General features: G+C 46.6%; 19 protein-coding genes. 6 read left to right on the top strand and 13 right to left on the bottom strand.

The annotated features are described in order from the left end of the window. Window positions 1–64: 64 nt before the first annotated feature. Window positions 65–877, top strand: coding sequence for an EAL domain-containing protein (locus tag ACO0KY_RS05610; RefSeq protein ID WP_423044878.1), 813 nt, complete (start codon window positions 65–67; stop codon window positions 875–877). Window positions 878–944: 67 nt separating this feature from the next. Here the strand turns inward: ACO0KY_RS05610 and ACO0KY_RS05605 are convergent, their stop codons facing one another. From ACO0KY_RS05605 to ACO0KY_RS05595, 3 genes are all read right to left on the bottom strand, one after another. Then, window positions 945–1,145, bottom strand: a complete 201-nt coding sequence (locus ACO0KY_RS05605) for a DsrE family protein (RefSeq protein ID WP_423044786.1) — start codon at window positions 1,143–1,145, stop codon at window positions 945–947. 25 nt (window positions 1,146–1,170) lie between these two features. Next, window positions 1,171–2,319, bottom strand: a complete 1,149-nt coding sequence (locus tag ACO0KY_RS05600; RefSeq protein WP_423044877.1) for an MFS transporter — start codon at window positions 2,317–2,319, stop codon at window positions 1,171–1,173. A gap of 266 nt (window positions 2,320–2,585) precedes the next feature. Then, complete coding sequence (locus ACO0KY_RS05595) at window positions 2,586–4,034, bottom strand: PLP-dependent aminotransferase family protein (RefSeq protein WP_423044785.1); 1,449 nt, start codon at window positions 4,032–4,034, stop codon at window positions 2,586–2,588. Between the two features lie 88 nt (window positions 4,035–4,122). On the opposite strand from ACO0KY_RS05595, the gene ACO0KY_RS05590 reads away from it, so the two are divergent. Further along, window positions 4,123–5,385, top strand: a complete 1,263-nt coding sequence (locus ACO0KY_RS05590) for a benzoate/H(+) symporter BenE family transporter (RefSeq protein ID WP_423044784.1) — start codon at window positions 4,123–4,125, stop codon at window positions 5,383–5,385. A gap of 63 nt (window positions 5,386–5,448) precedes the next feature. Here the strand turns inward: ACO0KY_RS05590 and ACO0KY_RS05585 are convergent, their stop codons facing one another. From ACO0KY_RS05585 to ACO0KY_RS05550, 8 genes are all read right to left on the bottom strand, one after another. Beyond that, window positions 5,449–7,254: a methyl-accepting chemotaxis protein gene (locus ACO0KY_RS05585; protein ID WP_186910474.1), complete on the bottom strand. Its 1,806-nt coding sequence runs from the start codon at window positions 7,252–7,254 to the stop codon at window positions 5,449–5,451. A gap of 597 nt (window positions 7,255–7,851) precedes the next feature. Then, a complete protein-coding gene (locus ACO0KY_RS05580) occupies window positions 7,852–8,664 on the bottom strand; it encodes a substrate-binding periplasmic protein (protein ID WP_423044783.1) in 813 nt (270 codons plus the stop codon). A 330-nt stretch (window positions 8,665–8,994) separates the two neighbouring features. Further along, window positions 8,995–10,407 carry an efflux transporter outer membrane subunit gene (locus tag ACO0KY_RS05575; RefSeq protein WP_423044782.1) on the bottom strand — a complete coding sequence of 471 codons (1,413 nt, stop codon included), beginning with the start codon at window positions 10,405–10,407 and terminating at the stop codon, window positions 8,995–8,997. Between the two features lie 49 nt (window positions 10,408–10,456). Then, the gene (locus ACO0KY_RS05570; RefSeq protein WP_186910471.1) at window positions 10,457–11,551 is read right to left on the bottom strand and encodes an ABC transporter permease; all 1,095 of its coding nucleotides are present in this window, start codon (window positions 11,549–11,551) and stop codon (window positions 10,457–10,459) included. Window positions 11,552–11,554: 3 nt separating this feature from the next. Then, window positions 11,555–12,697, bottom strand: coding sequence for an ABC transporter permease (locus ACO0KY_RS05565; RefSeq protein WP_246447047.1), 1,143 nt, complete (start codon window positions 12,695–12,697; stop codon window positions 11,555–11,557). Beyond that, window positions 12,694–14,466: an ATP-binding cassette domain-containing protein gene (locus ACO0KY_RS05560; RefSeq protein ID WP_186910470.1), complete on the bottom strand. Its 1,773-nt coding sequence runs from the start codon at window positions 14,464–14,466 to the stop codon at window positions 12,694–12,696. The genes ACO0KY_RS05565 and ACO0KY_RS05560 overlap by 4 nt, the downstream gene beginning before the upstream one ends. After that, window positions 14,463–15,440, bottom strand: a complete 978-nt coding sequence (hlyD, locus tag ACO0KY_RS05555) for a secretion protein HlyD (protein ID WP_423044781.1) — start codon at window positions 15,438–15,440, stop codon at window positions 14,463–14,465. The genes ACO0KY_RS05560 and hlyD overlap by 4 nt, the downstream gene beginning before the upstream one ends. 57 nt (window positions 15,441–15,497) lie before the next feature. After that, window positions 15,498–16,148 carry a TetR/AcrR family transcriptional regulator gene (locus ACO0KY_RS05550; RefSeq protein WP_186910468.1) on the bottom strand — a complete coding sequence of 217 codons (651 nt, stop codon included), beginning with the start codon at window positions 16,146–16,148 and terminating at the stop codon, window positions 15,498–15,500. Between the two features lie 271 nt (window positions 16,149–16,419). Between ACO0KY_RS05550 and ACO0KY_RS05545 the strand changes: the two genes are divergently transcribed. From ACO0KY_RS05545 to ACO0KY_RS05530, 4 genes are all read left to right on the top strand, one after another. Continuing rightward, window positions 16,420–17,526 carry a patatin-like phospholipase family protein gene (locus ACO0KY_RS05545; RefSeq protein WP_423044780.1) on the top strand — a complete coding sequence of 369 codons (1,107 nt, stop codon included), beginning with the start codon at window positions 16,420–16,422 and terminating at the stop codon, window positions 17,524–17,526. Between the two features lie 7 nt (window positions 17,527–17,533). Then, on the top strand, window positions 17,534–18,280 hold the full coding sequence (locus tag ACO0KY_RS05540; RefSeq protein ID WP_422994285.1) for an acetoacetate decarboxylase: 747 nt from the start codon (window positions 17,534–17,536) through the stop codon (window positions 18,278–18,280). A gap of 9 nt (window positions 18,281–18,289) precedes the next feature. After that, window positions 18,290–19,072 carry a 3-hydroxybutyrate dehydrogenase gene (locus ACO0KY_RS05535; RefSeq protein WP_423044779.1) on the top strand — a complete coding sequence of 261 codons (783 nt, stop codon included), beginning with the start codon at window positions 18,290–18,292 and terminating at the stop codon, window positions 19,070–19,072. Window positions 19,073–19,477: 405 nt separating this feature from the next. After that, a complete protein-coding gene (locus ACO0KY_RS05530; protein ID WP_423044778.1) occupies window positions 19,478–20,278 on the top strand; it encodes a hypothetical protein in 801 nt (266 codons plus the stop codon). Between the two features lie 222 nt (window positions 20,279–20,500). On the opposite strand, the gene ACO0KY_RS05525 is transcribed toward ACO0KY_RS05530, so the two are convergent. Beyond that, the gene (locus ACO0KY_RS05525) at window positions 20,501–20,941 is read right to left on the bottom strand and encodes a ProQ/FINO family protein (protein ID WP_423044777.1); all 441 of its coding nucleotides are present in this window, start codon (window positions 20,939–20,941) and stop codon (window positions 20,501–20,503) included. A 543-nt stretch (window positions 20,942–21,484) separates the two neighbouring features. Further along, window positions 21,485–22,669 carry a YeeE/YedE family protein gene (locus ACO0KY_RS05520; protein WP_423044776.1) on the bottom strand — a complete coding sequence of 395 codons (1,185 nt, stop codon included), beginning with the start codon at window positions 22,667–22,669 and terminating at the stop codon, window positions 21,485–21,487. Between the last annotated feature and the right edge of the window lie 15 nt (window positions 22,670–22,684).

Genomic DNA, 22,684 nt, shown 5'->3' with positions numbered 1-22,684 from the left:
TCAGTCTGCAACTAGAATTAAAATCAACTATATTGGCTCTATTGGAAAATTTAGTGAGGCTTCAATGATTCAAATTCATGAAAATACGGCATATCGAGGTAAAGCAGACAGTCTTACACATGATGCGGCGGAGACCAACGTATGCACTGCTTGTCGTAATGATGAACCGTTTGAGTTCGAGTTTGAATATGCGTACCAACCTATCGTGAATCTTGCCACACGGAATATTTATGCATATGAGGCTTTGGTGCGCGGACCAAATGGCGAGTCTGCGGCTAGTATTCTGGCTAAAATTAACGATAATAATAGATACCGTTTTGACCAACTTTGTCGTTCCAAAGCGGTAGAAGGTGCTGCACGGCTAAACATGCAGGAGTTTCTTTCCATTAATTTTTTGCCGAATGCAGTCTATCGCCCGGAAGTATGTATTCGAAGTACTTTTGAGGCAGCAAAAAAATTTAATTTTCCAATCGAGAAGATCATTTTCGAAGTAACCGAAGGCGAACGTGTCGAGGATCGCCCGCATTTAGTCAATATCTTTAAGGAATACCGAAGATTTGGGTTTCATACAGCGATTGATGACTTTGGCGCTGGTTACGCAGGATTAAATTTACTATCAGAGTATCAACCAGATATCGTCAAAATTGATATGGATTTAGTGCGAGGTATCGATACCAATCGGCCGAGACAAGCTATTGTAAGTGGCATAGTACACATTTGTAAGTCATTAAATATCAAGGTACTTGCAGAGGGAATAGAAACCCGCGCGGAACGAGATTTCTTACGGAGTTCAGGTATCGAATTGATGCAGGGATATTGGTTCTCTAAACCAGTGTTTAAAGGTCTTGGAAAAATTCCAGAATTTGCATGGGATTAGATTCCACCCAATATTTTGCCATTTCTAAACTTTTCTTATGATCAACAGCAGTCATTACGTGGCAAATTCACGGGCGGAAATAGCTATATCCCACATGCTGTTTCTTGACAATCTCGCCAGCACCAGACGGCACGAAAGTCACTACCGGGTTCATATCTTCTGGTTTAAGTTTCATGCCAACCATCGAATTTTGACAAGCATTTAGGGTCACGCCATCCACTTTGGCCTCAGCAACGCGCGCCGCGGTCGTTGCATCAGCCTTTAGCATCGCAACATTAGAGCTAAGCCTACCATTACTGTTTAGGCTCAGAAAGAAAATATAATAAACCTAGAACCGGTAAACAAAAACCGAAACAAGAAGCCAACCACCATCCGCCGTAAGCAAAGGCCCAGGCACCGATTGCGGAACCGGCAGCACCACCCATGAAGAAAGTCGCCATATAGATGCCATTGAGGCGTGAGCGATGTTCTGCCCCTAACGAAAAAATAGTACGCTGCCCCAAAGTCAGATTACCAGCGACGCCAAAGTCCAACAAAATTGCCGCGGCAACCAATAGACCCAAGGCCCAATGTGAACCATAAGGTGCAAGATGTGTCAGCAAAAACGCTGTAGCAGCACACAGCATCGCGACAGCAGTCGCAGGCCGTGTCCAGCCTTTATCAGCGACCCTACCTGCGATCGGCGACGCGATTGCTCCAGCGACACCTGCTAAAGCAAATAGCGCAATATCTGCTTGTGATAAATGGAATTCTGGGCCTGCCAACAACAATGGCGTCGTTGTCCAAAACATGCTAAAACTAGCAAACATAAGCGCATGATAAATCGAGCGACGACGCAAAGGCGGTGTATGCAGTGCCAAATGCCACATGGATTTGAGTAATTCGCTATAACGCAATTTCGCTACTGGAAGGCGTTGCGGCAAGGCCTTAGACAAGACCAGCGCCAATACGATCATTACAATGGTCGACACATAAAACACCACATGCCATGACGATATTTGCGTGATAAAACCAGCGACAGGCCGTGCCAGCATGATACCCATCATCAAACCACTCATAACATTACCAACTACACGACCGCGAAATGCCTCCGGCGCCATATGGGCAGCTAATGGAACCAATATCTGGACCGCGACCGATCCGACTCCAATGCAAAAAGCGGCAGTCAAGAATACCAGAGGCGTACTGGCAGTCGCAGCACACAATAGTGCCAAGGTACCGAGCACCATGGTACCAAGAATGAGCTTGCGATTTTCAATCAAATCACCGAGCGGAACTATCAGCAACAATCCCAGCCCATACCCAATTTGCGTTAAGGTCACGATCAAACCCGAGGCTTTCGGGTCCAGCCCCAATGCCTGACTGATGGGTCCAATCAACGGCTGTGCATAATATAGATTGGCCACAATCAAGCCACAGGCAGTGGCAATTAAAAAAGTCATCCAGGTACTAATCAGCGGTAATTCGTGACTGAGGGCTGAATTGTCTGATGAGGTGGGAATTAATTTCGACCTTGTTGCATCCGAATTTGCTGTTGATGATTGCATTACTGACCTCGATTTGGGGAAGCTTGAATTCCCATAACAATGAACTTCCAACAATAGACGTCAGGCTGGTTTGAAATTACCAGCCTCATGCTTTTGATTGAAGAGTGGCGGCAATTTTAGAGCAAATTGAAAATTAATTCTGAGCACCAATAAAATGCAGCTTATTGAGCCAGTTCGTGAACTAATGCCCCCAGTAATTTCATACCGGACTCCATCTCGCTCCCCCATGGTTGAGCGATATTCAAGCGCAAATAATGTGAGAATTTTTCTGAGTTCGAAAATAATGAACCAGGCGTAAATGACAAACCCATCGCAACGGCACGTCGCAACAATACCAATGCATCAATCTGTTGCGGCAAAGCGATCCAAACCCACCATCCTCCGGCACTACTCACTATTCGTGTGCCGAGGGGGAAATAGGTTTGCAAAGCCACGGTCGCGGCTGGAATATTCGCCGCCAAACGTTCTCGTAATTTTCTTAAGTGCGCATGCAACGCACCAGTTTGCATGAATTCTGCCAGCACTGCCTGTTCAAACAAGGGCGTTACCAAGGAATGACTTAGCTTTAAAGACGCGATCTTTGCATGATGACGACCACCTGCAACCCAACCAACTTTAAAACCTGGTGCCATACTCTTGCTACATGAGCCACAATAAATCACCCGACCATGCTTATCCCATGCTTTCATAGGTCGTGGGCGCTCATTGTGTGGCGACAAATCAGCAAAAACATCGTCTTCAATGACGGCTAGATCATATTGTTCAGCCAGTCGCAACAAATGCTTTTTATTTTTATCTGGCATGGTACAACCCAGGGGATTCTGAAAATTCGGCATGACGACGATCGCTTTAAGACCGGTTTGGTGCTCCAGCACATACTCAAGTGCCTCCATACTCATGCCCTGATCTTCAATACAAGGCACAGCAATCGCTTTCATACCGAGATTTTCTATCACTTGCAACAAACCAAAATAGACCGGTGACTCAACCACAATCGCGTCTCCCGCTTGCGCGACTGCGCGCAAAGCTACACTAAGCGCCTCGGTACTACCATTGGTGATTAGCAATTCCGATGTTTGCACATCAAGACTAAAGGTCGCAAGCCAATGGACCAACTGCTCTTTCAATGCAGCTAAGCCAGTTCCTGTCGGATATTCGCCCAACATCTCCGGACATTGCCTGAGTATCGTTTGTGCGATTTTTGACATTTCTTTGGTTGGGTACCATTCTGGTGCAGCACTGGCGAGATGCAAACGCAACTGCAGAGGCTGATCAGTCAATGAGTACAGTTCCGTCATTCGGTGCTGTAAAGAACGCAGCTTATCGAATTCTATTACCCGCATTTCAGACGGCATTTTTCGGGCAGATTTTTCACCCAAAATGCTCGAATGCCTCACTTTCCAATCCGCGACATACATGCCTGACTTCGCCCGTGCCTCAATCATGCCAAGGCTTTCAAGATAGCGATAGCAACGAAGTACGGTAGAAACACTGACGTGATGCTGATTAGCGAATGTACGTACCGATGGCAGACGCTCACCAATTTGATATTGATGCGTGCGAATAAGCTGATTTAACTGTTCCGCAATTTTTCGATAATTGTGCTGCATAACAAATCCAATATATAGCAATCTGTATAGCATAAAGCAGACACAGACTGTACGCAAATGCTGTCTGAACGGACTCTATACTAAGTGCATGAAAACACCTACCTCCCCCCTCTCATCTGATCTTGGCAAGACCAACCAGCCATTCTCCGATTTGGCCACGGATTATTTTCCGGCCATTCTCGCGGGACTGATTGCTGTCTTAATTTCTTACGCAGGCCCCATGCTGTTGATGGTGCAAGCGGCACAAGCAGCACACTTAAGTAAAGATCTCAGTAGTTCGTGGTTATGGGCAGTATCGATTGGATCTGGTATCTGTAGCATAGGATTAAGTTACCGCTACAAAACTCCTGTTATTTGTGCGTGGAATACGCCAGGTGCCGCACTATTAGTTACTGGACTGATGACCGTCCCCTACAATCAAGCTATTGGCGCATACCTTGTTGCGGCAGCGATCACCTTTCTTATTGGCGCGACGGGAGCTTTCAATAGATTAATGTCAGCAATACCGAAGAGCCTGTGTGCCGCCATGCTAGCCGGCATTTTATTCAGATTTGGCGTGGAGGTATTTGCTAATACGCATAGCGAAAGCAAAGGAGCACCCTGGCTGACAGCAATCATGTTCTTTGCCTACCTCGCATACAAACGTCAATCTGCACGTTACGCGGTCGTGTTAACGCTCATGACAGGTGTCGTAGTCTGGGGAATAGTTGACTGGGACAATCAAGCAGCTAAGCTCACAACTGAATCCGTCTGGCACTTCGCTCTCACAAAACCAATCTGGAGCACCCCTGAATTCTCTGTCAAAGCGATCATTAGCCTGGCCATACCTTTAGCTGTTTTGTGTTTGACGGGTCAACAGGTTCCAGGTATTGCCGTTTTGCGAGCAGCTGGTTTCGACAAAGTGCCCGTCAGCAAGTTAATCAGTGTTACCGGTTTTACCAGTTTGATATTCGCGCCTTTTGGTGCGCATGGCATCAATCTGGCGGCAATTACTGCCGCCATCTGCACTGGATCAGAGGCACATCAAAAGAGAGAAAAGCGTTGGATAGCAGGCGTCGCTTGTGGCATCTTTTATGTATTGATCGGGTGTTTTGCTGGCTCACTTAAGGATTTATTTTTACTGTTGCCGCATGCACTGGTCAGCACCGTGGCCGGGCTCGCTTTGTTGGGTGCAATACAGAATGGCTTAGTCAACGCCATGGCAGAGCCAGAAGAAAGGGAGGCTGCACTGATCACGTTTATCGTGACCGCATCCAATTTGACGCTACTGGGACTAGGCGCTGCTTGCTGGGGAATCTTATTAGGTATCGCCAGCCACCTAGTACTGAGAAAATCAGGTAGTAAAAACTGAGTATAGACAAAAAAAATCCCCTTGACGAACAGATCATCATGGGGATTTTTATAAATATTGAAATTAATCGAGTTTAAATACCGCAACCGTACTTGCCAGATTCATTGCTTGTTGTTGCAAGCTTTGCGCGGCGGCAGCCGCTTGTTCAACCAATGCGGCATTTTGTTGCGTCATATCATCCATGTCAGAAATCGCACCATTGACCTCGCCGATCCCTGAACTTTGTTCTTCACTAGCGGCAGCAATTTCAGAAATAATATCCGCGACACGTTTGATCGCAGCGACGATTTCTTCCATATTTTTACCTGCGTCATCGACCAAGGTACTACCAATATCCACTTTGGCTACTGAGTCTCCAATTAACTCTTTAATTTCTTTCGCAGCACCAGCAGAACGTTGTGCCAGATTACGCACTTCGGAAGCCACTACCGCAAAACCACGTCCCTGTTCACCAGCTCTCGCTGCTTCCACCGCTGCGTTCAAAGCCAGAATATTGGTCTGGAACGCAATACCATCAATCACGCCAATAATATCGACGACTTTACGTGAACTGTCCTTAATCGAACCCATCGTTTCTACTACGCGGGCAACAACTTCACCACCAGAAACGGCAACAGAAGACGCCGCCAATGCCATTTGATTTGCCTGTCGAGCATTCTCCGCATTTTGCTTCACAGTGGAAGTCAACTCTTCCATGGTGCTGGAGGTTTCTTCGAGTGAGCCTGCTTGCATTTCAGTACGTGAGGACAAATCGGCGTTACCAGCAGCAATTTCACCTGATGCCCCTTTAACCGACTCACTGGCATGGCGAATTTCAAATAATACCTTGGCGATTTTATCGACAAAACGATTAAATGCACCGGAGATCTGCGCCAGCTCATCCGTTCCATCCGCATCCAGACGACGTGTGAGATCACCGTCACCTGACGCGATATCAATCATGGCATCACGAACAGCTTCCATGCGTTTTAATGACTGCGTAATCAAGAAGGTCAGGAGCAATACGGCAGCAATCGAGAGCACGATAGCTGTGATTGCCGATGAAACCAATAAAGCACCCAACACCTGCGTTGCTTCTGCCTTATCTAAGACAATAACAAGCAGCCAATCAGTACCATCGACCGGTATTGTATAGAGTAAGCCATCGCGCCCATTCAGATGCGTTGCTTTACCGCCACCAGATTTGATATTTTCCTGCAAGTTATCCAGAGTCAGGCTCGCGTCCAAATCCTTCAGTGGCTTTAAGATCAAATCCTTATTTGGATGAGCAATAATATTTTCTTTACTTTTATCAACCAGAAACGCAAAGCTTTCTGGTGTTGGTTTAATTGCGTTTACGTTGGCAATCACAGAGTCAAGCAACACATCTGAAGCGACCACAGCAGTGGTTTGCCCCGTTACGCCGATAGCTTCAGCAAATGTCACAAGAAGTTTTCCGGTACTAGCACTTGCGTATGGTGCTGTCAAAACAGGGCCTGATATTTGTGACGCTTTTTTGTACCAAGGCCGGGCAGTCGGATCATAATCAGCGGCACGCTTGCGCTCTTCAGAAAACACAAAATGTTTGTCGGCATAGCCAATATAAGAGAGGTCAAAGCCACCAGCCATTTGCGCCGCCTTCACTGCTGGCAAAGGATCTGGTGACTCTACTGCAAGCTTCAAAGAGGAAACCACTGTCTTTTGAGATTTTGCCCAATCAGCAATACTCGTGGCGCTCTTTTGCGAGAGTTGAGACATTTGCGCATTGATCGATTCGAGAATACGCGATTTGGTTGTGAAGAAATTCGTAAAAACAACTGCAACCATGCCCAGTATCATCGTTGAAACACAGATAGCGATGAGTTTTTGACGCAATGACAACGAAGTCATACCTACTCCCTAAAATGAAAAACAATCCGTCAATTTTTGTACAAATGTTCTACACAAAAAATTGAAATGAATTTTTTAATAATGATATTTTTTAGCGCACAATGAAACGAATAAGCGACCAGCCAATTAGCTTCCTAACAAAAGCAAGGTGGAACAATTCTTTCAAGGAGCAAGAGCTCGTTAAACTTTAATTTAAAACACGTATGACATTGTCATGCATTTTCTAAGGTTGTATTGCACAGTATGCACCATCGGTCTACCGAAGAAAAATAGACTGCATCTCAATCAAGTTAGCCTCAACTTCCAGCTATTGCAACTTTTTCACGAGGTCATTGATAAGGTTTAACGAATGCCATGCAACTTAATTAATTTGAAGACTTATTACACACATGAGAATGCATGAATTGAAATGCTTGTCGCGCGAGAAATCCAGTTAGCGAAAGCATATCACGCGGAGAAAAACACTTTCCCTGCATTAACAATTATTCACGTTGTGAGTAATCAAAATCTGGAAAAATTTTATCCAAAAATAAATTTTAATCTGCAATCTACGAATCAAAAATAACTCGTTAAATAACTCGTTAATTACTTACTATTTCACAAACGATCTGCAGGACCTAACCTTTGCACGTCCATTGGAGGCATCTCATCAGGAAACCATTTTTGATAAATTTTTTGAAAGCTGCCGTCTTTTTTGGCAGCACGCAAGGCGCTTTCCCATGCGTTTAAAATCTCAGGAGAAGTATTCAGTGAGAATGCCAGATAGAGCTCAAGGCTATCAAGTACAGCGACCTTTTCTATTTCACCACTCGTATGACCGATTCCCTTGAGTATTTGATTGATCGCGACACTACTTTCAACCAACATATCAAAACGACCAGCTAGCAACATATTTGCTTCAATTTGCGGTGAATTCGCCTGCTCTATATGTTGAAATCCTTTTTTTCTGGCGACATCAACAAAGATACTGCTGCGATACGCGCCAACTGGTAAAGCATAAATACCATCACGTAGTGAGCGCAGACGTTCTGCACTTCCCTTTCTGGTATAGAGCACGGTATCCGAAATCGCAATCGGTCCTAATAAGCGCATTAATTTTTCGCGTTCTGGTGTGCGACCAACGCTAAACAACATGACATTAGGTTCTTCCAATACAGCTTTATAACCCCGAGCCCAAGGCACTAGATGAATTTCTTGGCTTACGCCGATGCGAGACTGCAATGCACGCACAAGATCAACAGCCATACCATCGATTGCATTGACAGTTTTAAAATTAATCGGAGGCCAATCTTCTGTGTAAATCGTCAAGTCTTGCGCGGCCGAAAAGGCAGTCAGGCAAAGAAGTACTAAAAAAGCAAAACCATCGCTCACGCTCTTAAAGCGAGAAATACGTGTGCAGTATCGTCTCATGTTCGTCCATTTCTGGCAGGCAAATCAAGTCACTACCATCCGACCAAATAGACAGACAGTTAAAAGTGATTTACGTGCAGTGGCTATTTTTCGTAGCTTACCCAAGAAAGACAGCGACTTTCGGATCAATTCGAATTCAGTAAGGGTTTGAATAAGTCATCAACCTGAAACTCAATTTAGATCAAATCCGGACACTGTCTACCATGTCCAGAATAAATTAACATTTTTTTGCCGAGAGGTAACAAGATTTAGCTTTAAGGTCACAGCTTTACTTCATTTTCTGCCAAAAAGCGTTGCTTTAGCACACCGCAAAAAAACGAACAACAAAATTCACTGATTCCAACCACCACCAACGGCTTTATAAAGTGCAATCAATCCACTCAGGCTTTGCATTTGTGTCTGTACAATTTGATCTTGTTCAACTGCAATTATCTTCTGCGTTTCCAGCACATTGAATTGACTGACTTCTCCAAGCGCTAATTGCCGCTGCGTTTTCACCAGCGTCTGCTGTTGCTGATCAAGTGCGGTTAATAACTGACGCCGACTTTCCTCATTACGACTCACCCGCGACAAGGCAATCTCTACGTCCCCAATAGCATTTAAAATTGACTTTTTATAATTATCCGACGCCACATCAAAAGCAGCCTGATTCGCTTTGACCTGATTTTGTAAACGCCTTCCATTAAAAATCGGTAGTGAAAATTGCGGCCCAATACTCCAGGTGCGGCTGGCGGCGTCCAACAAGCTTGATGACTGTATTGATGCCCAACCTGCATTACCGACCAGCGAGAACCGCGGATATAAGTCGCTAACGGCGACGCCGACGTCAGCACTAGCAGCAGCTAAATCGCGCTCTATGGCACGTACATCCGGGCGACGCAGTAACAAATCCGCAGGAATACCAATCGCCGGCGTTTGCGGTACAGACATTAATGCTTTTGGGGTACCTAATCGTTGCTCCAGGTCTTCCACTGGCCATGTCGTTAAGTTACTGAGCGCAACAATATTTTGTCGCATCATTTGCTGCAAAGTTGGCAGGGTCGCCAGATAGTTATCGCGCAAGGCTTGCGACTTTAGTACGTCTAACTGACTCGCTTCGCCATGCCTCTGAGCAAATTGCGTCAAACGCAATGACTCTTCATAATTATGCAAATTCGAGGTCGCAATATGAAACCGCTGCTGCGCTGCCCGCAACTCAATGTAATTGCGCCCCACCTCAGCCATTAAGACGATACGCACATCTTGCAGACGTTCTGCTGTAGCCTGCACTTTGGCTAGTCCACTTTCCGATATTCTTTGCTGATGTCCCCATAAATCAATTTCCCAAGACGCATCAAAGCCAATCTGACGATTAGTAAATTCTAGCAAGGGATGCTTTAATGGCACATTGGCAAACTGTTCGCTATTCTGACTGAGTTTATCTTTTGAAACACGTCCAGCAGCTTCCAAAGTCGGACCGGTAGCAGCATCCTGTATGCCTTGCAAAGCACGAGCCTGACGCAATCTCGCCTCCGCGGCTGCGATGTCAGGATTGTTTGCCAACGCATGCTCAACTAATGCATTCAAATCAGCGTCGCCAAAACTTTTCCACCAAGTGCTCAGTTCTTGCGTTCCATTACTGGTCATACTGAAGCTCGAGGGTAAATGATTTTCTGGCGAAGAATAATTTGGCCCTACGGCGTTACAAGCTGCCATCAACCAAGAAACACCAATGATACTGAGGGCGGTCACATTTTTTTTCATGATTTTCTCATCTATAAACAAATTCGGCAGGCGAGGTCAATGCATCTCATCAAGCAATATGCCGACGGAATAAATACAATGCAGAAGTCAGGCTGGTCAATGCAATCACCAACAAAGGCCAGATATAAGCCCACGCACCAGCAAAACCTAAACCTTTTAGAAAAACCCCCTTCAAAATCAAAATAAAGTAGGTCAATGGATTCATATGCGCTATCCATTGCAAGACCACAGGCATATTTTCAATCGGTGCAACATAACCCGACAACATCACGGCCGGCGTCATAAAACAAAACACACCTAAAAACGCTTGCTGTTGGGTCGATGAAATGGATGAAATAAATAAGCCGACACCAGCCAGAGCAAGACCATAGCCAACCATCCCGGCCAACAGCAAACACAAGGACCCAGTGAAGGGAACACCGTAAATCCAATGAGCGACCGAAGCAATAAAACTGCCTTGGACGCACGCTACCATTACGCCGGGAATCGCTTTACCTGCCATAATGTAAGCAGGCGTCAGTGGAGAGACGAGCAGTTGATCAAAGGTACCTTCTTCGCGTTCTCGCGCGACCGATAAAGCAGTAACAATCAAACACCCAATGGTGGTAATAATCGCCACCAGACTGGGCAAGACATGCCACTTGTATTCAAGATTCGGGTTATATAAATTTCTGATCTGTATGTTGGCGGCTGGTTTTACACCGACTTCAACACCATAATCATTGATGACTTGCAACGCATAAGCGCTAGCAATCTGACCGCTATTCGAACGACGACCATCAACAATCATCTGCACTTTAGCGGGTCGATTGGTAGTCAGATCACGCGACAAATTCATTGGCACAACCACTGCAAGCAAAGCGCTTTGCGTATCTATCGTATGATTCAATTCGTCCTGACTATGCACCATGATGATGTGAGTAAATGCAGCCGCGTGCGATAAGCGCTCTATCAGTTCACGCCCTGCCACGCCATCGTCCTGATTGTAAATCGCCAGGCTGGCATTTTTTACTTCCAAGGTAGCAGCAAACGGAAAAATCGCCGTCTGCAAAATCACTGGCACCATCAACATCATGCGCCCTTGCTTGCTACCCAATATCGCCTGCAATTCTTTGCGAATTAACCTGATAAGTCGGTAGATCATGAATTAATCCAATGTTCGTTTAGTTTTCAAGGCAGTCAAACCCAACCACAGCACGCCGAGCGCGCTCAGATAAAGGGCGTTCAGATACAAGGCAGATGTCACTAAATCGGTCTGAAATAAAGTCTGTAAAGAATTCGCAAAATAGCGTGCTGGAATAATCCGCGTCAGCCACTGCAAATAGTGAGGCATGCTGGATATCTCAAACACAAATCCGGACAACATCATGGCCGGTAAGAATGCGACGGTTAAAGCCGCCTGTGCTGCATTAAACTGCACACGTAATACCGTCGAAAGATATAGTCCCTGCCCTAATGCACATGCCAGAAATAAACTAGAAATCCCTAATAACGCCAGCAGTGAACCACGAAACGGCACAGCCATTACCAGCACCGCTACCATCAAACACAAAGTCATTGCTGCCATCCCCAACACGTAATAGGGCAGAATTTTTGACAACAGCAGTTCAAGTTTGGTCACTGGTGTGGCAAGCAAGGCTTCCATCGTGCCACGCTCCCATTCGCGCGCCACCACCAATGAGGTCAGTAAAGCACCAATAATTGTCATGACGACCGCTATCGAACCGGGCACTAAAAAGTTTCTACTTACGTTCGATGGATTAAACCAGGTTCGCGTTTCTACATTAATCGTCGGCCCCGATTGGATAGAGCGATTTTGTCCCATCGCCGTTTGCCAGCGTGCCCATGCACCATTCACATACGCAGAAACAAATTGCGCCGTATTTGGTTCGGAGCCATCCGCCAACACTTGAATTGCGGCCGCGCCTTGCCCTTGTTGCACCTTGGCGGAAAAATCGCTTTTAATAATCACCATGCCGCGAATTTCGCCACGCACCAATGCTGCCATCAATGCCTGACGGCTATTTCCGCTACGGACATTAAACGCGTTACCGGCACGCAGCGTTTGCTCAAACTGCAAAGCAGCTGATCCGGTATCTTCTACCAGCAAACCAATGCGCAAATAGTTGGCATCAAGGTTAATCCCGTAACCAAATACAAACAGCAAAATTAACGGCATGACAAATGCAATCAAAATACTGCTCGGGTCACGCACGATCTGATAGGTTTCTTTGCGACATAAGGCAAACAAACGCCGGATAGATAAAGTGGGCATTTTCGAATGGCTCATTGATCGGCCTCCAGCACTAATTCGATAAACGCGTCTTCCATCGTCGGATTGGGTCGTTGCTCCGTCGCGACCTTGCGTTTTAAATCATCTGGCGTACCCAGCGCCAGCAGTTTGCCACGGTAAATCAAAGCGATGCGATCACAATATTCGGCTTCATCCATAAAATGTGTCGTCACCATAATGGTCACACCTTTATCTGCCAAACCATTAATATGTGTCCAGAATTCGCGCCGTGTCACCGGATCAACACCAGAAGTAGGCTCATCGAGAAACAGCACCTGAGGTTCATGCATCACCGCACAGGCGAGCGCCAGCCTTTGTTTGAAACCAAGGGGTAGTTTTTCGGTTGGTGTATTCAGATAGGGTTGCAAAGCAAACGCATCAAGCATCTGCGCTATTTTTTTCTGCTGTGAATTTCCGCGTAAGCCATAAATACCAGAAAAAAATTCCAGATTTTGTTGCACCGACAATTGCGCATACAAAGAAAATTTTTGCGCCATATAACCAAGTAACTGACGCGCTTTGGATGGGCTATCTTTTAGATTATTGCCCATCACCAAAGCCTGACCAGATGTCGGCTTCAACAAGCCACATTCCATTTTAAAAGTCGTCGATTTACCAGCACCGTTGGGCCCGAGTAGGCCAAAAATTTCACCACGTGCCACTTTAAAACTGACGTGATCGGTCGCCACAAAATCGCCAAAGCGCTTAGTCAGATCGCGGGATTCAATCACAGGTATCGGGTTTTGATCATGAGACGAATTAAGCTTATTCAAATCAGGCATCAACGACGCTAACACCGATTCTCCACCCGGGCCACCACCTAAGGCACTGATAAACGCATCTTCTAATCGTGGTGCCACTTCTGATAGCGCGGCATCCAGGCCAGCATCAAGCAACTGCATATCAGGGCGCTTACTTACATCACGCAGAACCAAACGCACGTTTCGCCCTTGAATCACACCGTCCATCACTTCAGGTAAACGTAAGGCTCTACGCAAGACATCACGTCGGTGACCAGTAATGCCACTCACATGTAAACAGCGGCCACGCATCTGATCCATTAATGTTTGCGGCGCGCCGCTGGCTAAAATAGTGCCATTGTTCATTAAGCGCACGTCATCGCATAACTCGGCTTCATCCAGATACGCGGTACTCCAGAGGACGGTGATCCCGCCTTTTGCCAACTCGCGCACCATCTTCCACAGTTCACGCCGCGAGATCGGATCAACACCAACACCAGGCTCGTCGAGCAGCAATACTTGCGGCGTACCCAAGAGCGCGCATGCCAGACCAAGCTTTTGCTTCATGCCGCCAGACAATTTTCCAGCATAGCGATCAGTGAAACGAGTCAGATCCGTGAATGCCAATAATTTTGCAAAACTCTGCTCACGCTCCGCACCAGTCACATTACGCAAATCTGCATACAAAGTCAGGTTTTCGATGACACTCAAATCTTCGTACAGACCAAATTTTTGTGGCATATATCCGACGTGCTCATGCAGCTCATCACTTTGTGTAAACGGATTGATGCCATTGATGCTGACAGTACCCGAAGTAGGTTGTAGCAAACCGGCAAGCAAACGCAAAAAAGTCGTTTTACCAGCACCATCAGGACCAACCAGACCAGTGATCGTTCCGCGCGAAATTGAAGTATGAATACTCGCGACTGCGTCAACATGCTGGCCTTCAAACCGCTTCACCAGATCGGTAATGACAATCGCGTCATCACCACCTGACAACGAAGAAGATGGTGTCACCGATGTCATTGAGCCAGCCCGATGGTAACTGGCATACCTTGCCGTAACTGAACATCCGCATCTTCAACGACAACCCGGATGCGATAAACGAGCGAAGTACGTAAATCCGTCGTTTCAACTGATTTTGGAGTAAATTCTGCAGTTGGAGAGACAAAACCAACGACACCGTGATAAGGCTTTCCCGGGCGAGTATCCGTGCTCAGCAGCACGTGTGCGCCAGCTGGATAGTACCCCAATTGCGGCTCAGGCACATAGGCACGCACCCAGACCGGTTTCGTCAGCGACAAATTAAACGCAGGTGTTCCTGCCTGCACCATCGTGCCAACCTCAATCGCTCGCGTCAGGACAATGCCATCACTAGCGGCCAGCAGATTGGCATCGCGCACCGCCAATTCTGCCGTCGCCAGGTTGGCTCGCGCCTGAGCTAATTGCGCATCGGACTCTGCAATCTCTTCTTTTCTGTAACCACGTTGCAATTCCAACGCCTGTTGCTGTGCAACTTTTAATTGCGCGACCGCCTGATCGCGCGCTGACTTAGCGTCATCCAAAAAATGCTGCGTCGATGCTTGCTCTGCCACCAATGCACCTTGTCGGGAAAATTGCTTTTCAGCGTTGGTAAGAGCTGCTTCTGCGGCAGCTACCTTTGCTTTCGCCTGCTCGACATCTTCCTGACGATAACCTGAATGCATCATGCTATTGCGAGCGCTCAATGCCGCCAGATTCGCCGTCGCACCGTGTAAGCTATTGTTTAATGGCTCTATATCCAGTACGGCAAGTACGTCGCCTTTTTTTACAATTGCGCCTTCGTCCACCCTGACCTCAGAAACCCGTCCGCCGCTACGAAACGCCAGGGTCGCCTCACGAATATCGACGTTGCCGTAGATGGTCGCATTAGCATCTGTTTTGTTTTTCGAAAAAAATCCAACATACGCAACCGCCAATAAACCCAGCACCACCGCCAATACAATCAGTTTCTTGTTCATAGCTATCCTTAATCAATTCAATATTCTCGAACGCACGACATTCTTTTATTCACAAAACTATTTCTGAAAAGCGATGCCGGCTAATGCCCAAAGCAATCGCTGTTTAGCCGAATCAGGGTCACGCATCAGATCACGAATTTTTTGCGCATCGTCAGGCAACCAATCACAACCCTGCATCATTTCACCAGCCAATAACAAAGGCATACCCACAGCTGTCATCACAAAAATTACCAAATGCAAGGTTGAGCCAGAAGCCACCGATTTTTCTTGCTGCGCCTCACTCATCAGGCGATAAATAATTTGTGGGTGGCGATTTGGTAGATTCAGTAAAAATTTTTGCGCAGCAACTTCCCCGGCAAAGGCATCGGCAAATAAGTGGCTGATGAATGGCGCTTTGGCACTCACCAGATCGATCAGATTTTCCACGGTGCTTTTTAAACGAGATAATGCTGACGCATTACCAGCAGCTTCACTCGTCATTCGCAGTTGTTGGTACATGGGCTGATACCAGATCTCTACCAATTCAGCCAAAAAATTATCGCGATTACGGAAGTGATACACGAAACTACCTAAATTGACGTTCGCATGCGCCGCTAACTCACGCACAGTGAGCCCACGCAAGCCTGTTAATTCCACCAGAACCAAACCACTTTGCAATAGTGATTCGCGGGTACTGAGATTCTTTGATGATTTCGAGTTTGATTTCATGAATTTATTTTATACATGCGTATAAATAATCACAAGGAACAATATTCAACGTAATGTATCAAACACCGAAGCTTGCAAAATCAACAAAAGACCCCACCTTGAAACAGTTGCTTTAATATCAAAATTTATTTTACATTTTTGCATTAAATTAGTTCCCCTAAGTAACAAAGCGGTCATACAATTAATGCAAGATTCGGTTAATATTTACAATCGAATGATTGTTCAGATTCAAAGATCCAAAGATATTCAGTCTTCATCCCGAAAGGACAGCATGACGCATCAAAGCACAGTTCTCATCTTGCAAGGCGGAGGCGCACTAGGCGCTTACCAAGCAGGTGTCTATCAGGAATTGCATGAACATCACACCCCGCTTGATTGGGTCATAGGAACCTCAATTGGTGCAATTAACGGCGCACTTATCGCCGGCAATCCACCGGAAAAACGCGTTGAACAACTACGCGCCTTTTGGGATAGCTTGGCTCCAAACGCAGTGCACCGCTCCAGCTTCTGGCCTTCTATGGCCCCTTGGGCAGGCGTTAGCAGCACCCTCAATACCGTAGGCACAATGATGAACGGGGTTGATGGTTTTTTTAAACCACGGCCAGGTGCAGCATGGGACATCAACGCCAAAGTTCCTTTGAATCAGGTGGCGTTCTACGATACCTCCCCACTTAAAAGCACCTTAGAAAAATACGTTGATTTTGATTATTTAAATCAAGGCAAGGTGCGCCTTTCTGTCTGCGCCGTCGATCTGGACAACGGACAAAGCGCGGTATTTGACAGCAAAAAACAAGTCATCCGTCCCGAACACATTATGGCAAGCGGCGCATTGCCGCCCGGCTTTCCACCAGTTGAAATTGATGGGCGAGCCTATTGGGATGGTGGCGTGTATTCAAATTCCCCATTAGAAATTTTTTTGGAAGAAGGCGATAAAAACGACGCTCTCTGCTTCATGATTGATTTATGGGACCCCACAGAAACCCGTCCGTCTTCAATTTCAGAAGCAATGGCACGCTACAAAAATATTCAGTACGCGAGTCGCTCCAAAGAACAATTGCTGGCACATCAAAAAATTCATGATTTGCAAAAGGCGATCAGGACTTTATCTGAACATCTGCCTGAAGCTGAACGTAATAACAAAAAACTCAAACCACTGATTTCACTCGGATGCGATCACACCATCAACGTGGTCAATCTGATCATGAAAGCTTTGCCTGACGACCATTATTTCAAAGATGTGGATTTCAGCTCCAGCACCATACAAACGCGCTGGGAATCGGGAATCCACGATTGCAAACGGGCGCTCAGACACAAAGCATGGCTACAACCATTGCCACCCCACGCAGGGCTTATCATCCACGAACTTCCACAGGAATAGGACGACCATGACCGAAGAAGAAATTCGCCGTAATGCATTTGCAATGCCATACACTAATCCTGCGTTTCCTCCAGGACCATACCGCTTCACCGACCGTGAATTCCTGATCATTAGTTATCGCACTGATCCTGCGCTGCTGGAAAAAATTATTCCAGCACCATTAAAATTGGCTGAACCCATCGTGAAGTATGAGTTCATCAACATGCCGGACTCAACTGGCTTTGGTCACTATTGCGAATCTGGACAAGTTATTCCAGTCACGCTTGATGGCGTACATGGCTCTTATGTCCATAGCATGTACCTGAACGACCATCCACCAATTGCTGGTGGCCGTGAAATCTGGGGCTTCCCCAAAAAATTAGGCGATCCTGAATTACGGGTACACAAAGACACGTTGATCGGCACACTGGATTACAGTGATGCCCGCGTTGCCACTGGCACCATGGGCTTCAAGCACACACAACTCGATCACGCTGCAATCAAAGCCTCATTGGAAGTACCGAATTTTCTGTTAAAAGTGGTCCCCCATGTGGACGGCACACCTCGCATTTGCGAACTGGTGCAAGTCAACTTTACCGATATCGTTGTGAAGGGCGCCTGGGGTGGACCGGGAGCATTGGAATTGTTTGCCAATGCGCTCGCACCTGTCGCCAACTTACCGGTATTGGAAGTACTCTCTGCTGTGCATATTTTGTCGGATCTGACTCTGCCTTACGGCAAAGTCGTTCACGATTATCTCGCCCCAACCAAGTAAAGGAAACCTATGTTACTCAAAGATAAAGTTGCTCTGATTACTGGCGCTGCCAGCGGTATCGGTAAAGAAATTGCGATTGAATACGCAAAACAAGGCGCAAAGATTGTCATCGCTGATATGGCATTAGAAGCAGCACAAGCAACTGCTAAAGAAATCGAACAATCCGGTGGCATAGCGATGGCTGTTGCCATGAACGTGACGGATGAAGCACAAGTTGATAAAGGTGTTGCCGATGCAGTCGCCGCCTACGGCACAGTCGATATTTTAATCAGCAATGCTGGCATTCAAATCATCAGCCCCATCGTTGATCTGAGCCTCGATAACTGGAAAAAAATGACGGCGATCCACCTCGACGGCGCTTTCCTGACTACACGCGCATGCATGCGCGCGATGATCGCCAGCGGCAAAGGCGGCAGCGTGATTTACATGGGCTCGGTTCACTCCCATGAAGCGTCCCCATTGAAGGCTCCTTACGTAGCTGCCAAACATGGTTTGATCGGACTGGCAAAAGTCGTTGCGAAAGAAGGTGCGAAACACAATATTCGCTCCAACGTCATCTGCCCTGGCTTTGTTCGCACACCATTGGTCGATAAGCAAATCCCAGAACAAGCTAAAGAGCTAGGCATCACAGAAGCCGAAGTCATCAAAAACGTGATGTTGAAAGAAACAGTCGATGGTGAATTTACGACTGTTCAGGAGGTTGCTCAGACCGCATTGTTCCTCGCTGCTTTTGGCACCAATGCGTTGACAGGTCAATCCGTGACTGTAAGCCACGGCTGGCATATGCAATAAGAAGTTAAGCGAACTGGCGTATCAATGCGCCATAAAACCAGAGCCCTCAGCCTTAAAAGCTGCGGGCTTTTTTTATAGAAATACTGGAGAAAAACACCATCGTTTTTTATGAAAAACTGATGATTTAATCGAAAGTAGTTATCTTAATGCACGTAAAAATATAATTTACACAATAAATTTTACAAGAAATGTGAATTCTGATACGTGCCGACCAATTTCCAATTAACTAGGTGATTCCACCAGATATAATGCTTTTGGGCAAACGGTACTTTCAAGCCAAAGCAACAAATCCAGAAAGTAACCTATAAAACCATGAAAACTGCGTTAGCACCGCAAACAAAGTGCATCTCGACAGCTTGAACTGTAATCAACTCACTCGGTTTTCAGGCTGCATGAAAGTTGATAATGCCGGTGACACTTACTCTAAAAAATATTCTCAAGAAAATCCTTCATCGATTTTCTTTTGTCCAGCGTCCACAACAGAGACGACATTTGCTCGTGCCACTCATTGTCACGTTGACGATATCAACAAACCTTTATGCCGAGCCGATAAAGCTGTACTACGAAAACAGGGTGCCATTCATGTTTTTGGAGAATAACCAACTTAAAGGAACATTGGGCTTGCCTGCCACGGAGACGTTCAAAGCTGCCGGGCTAGCGTTCACGTTATCAGAAGCCCCCGTGGCCCGCCAGGAATTAACGATCACGAACAATACAGAGGCGGCATGTGCAATCGGCTACTATTGGACGACCAACCGCGCCAAATCAGGCAAATACACCCTAGCTATTGCGCATGGCATGTCGCAAGGGATCATTATTCGTAGTGATAATCCAAAGATGCACGCTATCAACACCATGGAAAGCCTATTAGACGCCCCCTCACTCACCATCGCGTTGCGTCACGGTTATTCGTATGGCGAAACGGTAGATAAGCTCCTGCTGCAGTCAAAAGCGCGAGTCCTTCGTCCATCAGATGATAGTCATGGAAGAGTGAAATTAGTTGCAATGGCAATAGTGGACGCGGCTCTGTTTACGCCTGAAGAAGCAGCGTATCAAATCAAACAATTCGGTACGCAAGCAAATGGCCTTACTTTCAGACAGCTTCACGATTCGCCAGAAGGCAAGCCACGTTATCTGTATTGCAGCAAAATGGTGGGGGATGAGACTATTCAGAAACTGAATGCAGCAATAAAAAAACGGCGTTAGTCCATTAATAAAACTAACTACCTGCAAAACTAACTACCTGTAAAACTAAACCGCTTATTCTCAACGATACAAAACATTGTTGCGAACCGCATGGCCTATTATCGCCCAATTATCACAGGCATTTTGTTTGTGATATGAAGTGCATAGCTCGTAGCAACGTTAGTGAATTTGCGCCGCATTTCTATTTGAAGATTTTGCGACGCTTATCAGTAAACGACAAGTTTATTTGGCAAATTTCATTGCCAGTCGATTCAATTTCTCAGCACGTTTTTTGGCGTTTTCCGCTTCTTCTGCTTCGGCTTTTTTCTGACGTTCAAAAGCGGCCTGCTCTTTGATACGCGCAGCATTTTTTTGTGCTCTTTCTTTGAGCATCGTCACCGCATAGGCTCTATGCGTATCATTCAGTGCATCAGTTGGATTGCCCTCGAGATCAAAACGAGTTTCCGCTTTTGCGAGTTTTTGCAAATAGCGCGTTGACTTCGTGTGATAGGCAAGCGTCATACGCAACACTTTGCGATCCACGTCTGGCAGCTTAGCGATAATCTGTTTATCAATACCGATTGACAGCGGTTCGCTATTCAAAAAGACCGGAAACGCCTCTTTCAAGGTTTTTAACAGCGCCTGTGCAGCTGAAACAGGAATAGACTTACTTGTAGTTTGCATGAATATAAAAGTAAAATTTCACAAAGTCCTCTAGCATAACATACGTGCCACGCCTCTCCCGCAAATCATGCGAATTCAACGGCAGCTCGCCCCTCAGATCGAATAAGCGACTTAACAGTAAGCAATCGACAATTTATCTCTCGTCGTCACGCCAGACATTGTCAATATTAGCAACGATCTGAAGGACTTTCAAATTGCAAATGCGAAATATCAAAAAGCATATTATTAGCGCACTTTCTCTGGGAATCTGATGATTGCCTAATTTTTAGCATCTACGAGGAGAGCGAGGCTGGGCGCCATTTTCAGCAAAGTTATACACAGAAACTGTGGATAATAATTTAGTCGTTTTAACTCTTTAGAATTTACTTTTTACAGTTTATTTTTTACCGTAAAGCAACTTCTTAAATACATGGCGAAAATAGTATTTTGGATGGGAGAATAGCCCAACAAGGTTACCATGCGCAGCCTGTGCCGAAACTTGTGCAGCTTATATTGCTCAAAGCAAGGTGATTGCAGCTTAAGTTATCTCCCGATCACCCATGATTAAAGCTTAGGTAAGCCAAAAAAGGGACGCAATTGAATACCGATCCAGCTACGTGGAAGTGCGCACGCGATCCAAAGCCAGCCGTGTAAACTGGTAGATGCGACGCCAGAGAAAAAAGCCCCGACATTGCAACCAAAAGCGATGCGGGAGCCATATCCCATACACAAACCACCGATCAAGGCTGCCATCAGAGAACGTCGAGAAATGACGCGGGTGGGAGAAAACTTGCCAGCCAATGCCGCAGCACATAGAGAGCCCAGCACTAAACCCATGTCCATCACGGCGGTAACATCTTCAAAGATGCTTGATTCCAGCGCATCCTGCTGAAATCCACTATTCCAGAAGCTACTCAGCGCAGGATCCCATCCAAACAACAATGCTATTTTAGCCCCCAGCAAAGTAAATCCCCAGGTGATGCCCCATGGTCCGCCAGCGATTAACAACGTCGCAAAATTCAACAATGCCAAGGCCAGAGCCCCCATCAGTAAAGGCCAGGGTCCGGACAAACAGCGACGCCAGGTTATTGCTCCTGAAGTGACTACCTGCACGCGATTCCAACGGCGCAGAACAAACCATAGCGCTGCAAGAAACCCGCCCTGCAGCGCAACGGCAGTGGGCCAACCCAATAGCTCACCGAGCACAATTGGCGGCGCAGAAGGCAAACTTTGCCACCATGCCATGTGCAGACTGGCAAGAAAGGAACCGCCAATAAAGGTAGAGAGAGTGAATAACATACGGGTGCTACCGCCACCCAGAGCGAACAAGGTGCCAGATCCACATCCATTGCCGAGTTGCATGCCAACACCAAACATCAATGCACCAATCACTACCTGTGCTCCTAAAGGCGCGACAGCCCCACTCGCAAGATCACCAAACACGGAGCCAGTGGCCAATACCGGCGCAAACAATAGCATCGCAACCGCCAGCATAACCACCTGCGCTTGCGCACCAGCGCTATCACGGGCAACCAACAGACGCCGATAAGCGCCAGCAAATCCAAACGTCGCGTGATACAAGCTCAAACCAAACAAGACCCCCACCACCAACAGCACGGCCAACCGCTCTTGCTGACCGCTGAATAACCACACAACCACAGCAGCAATCGCGGCGAGACCGGTCGCCAGCGGCCTATATTGAACCGGGAGCACATCAGCGCTAACAACTTCTTTCACATGTTGATCCACCAAAGCACTCCTCAG

Origin of the sequence: Undibacterium sp. Dicai25W (genome assembly GCF_049340505.1) — a bacterium.
GTDB classification, from domain to species: Bacteria; Pseudomonadota; Gammaproteobacteria; order Burkholderiales; family Burkholderiaceae_D; genus Undibacterium; species Undibacterium jejuense.
The sequence above is the reverse complement of the archived record's forward strand: the minus strand, read 5'-3'. Positions and strand labels throughout refer to the sequence as shown.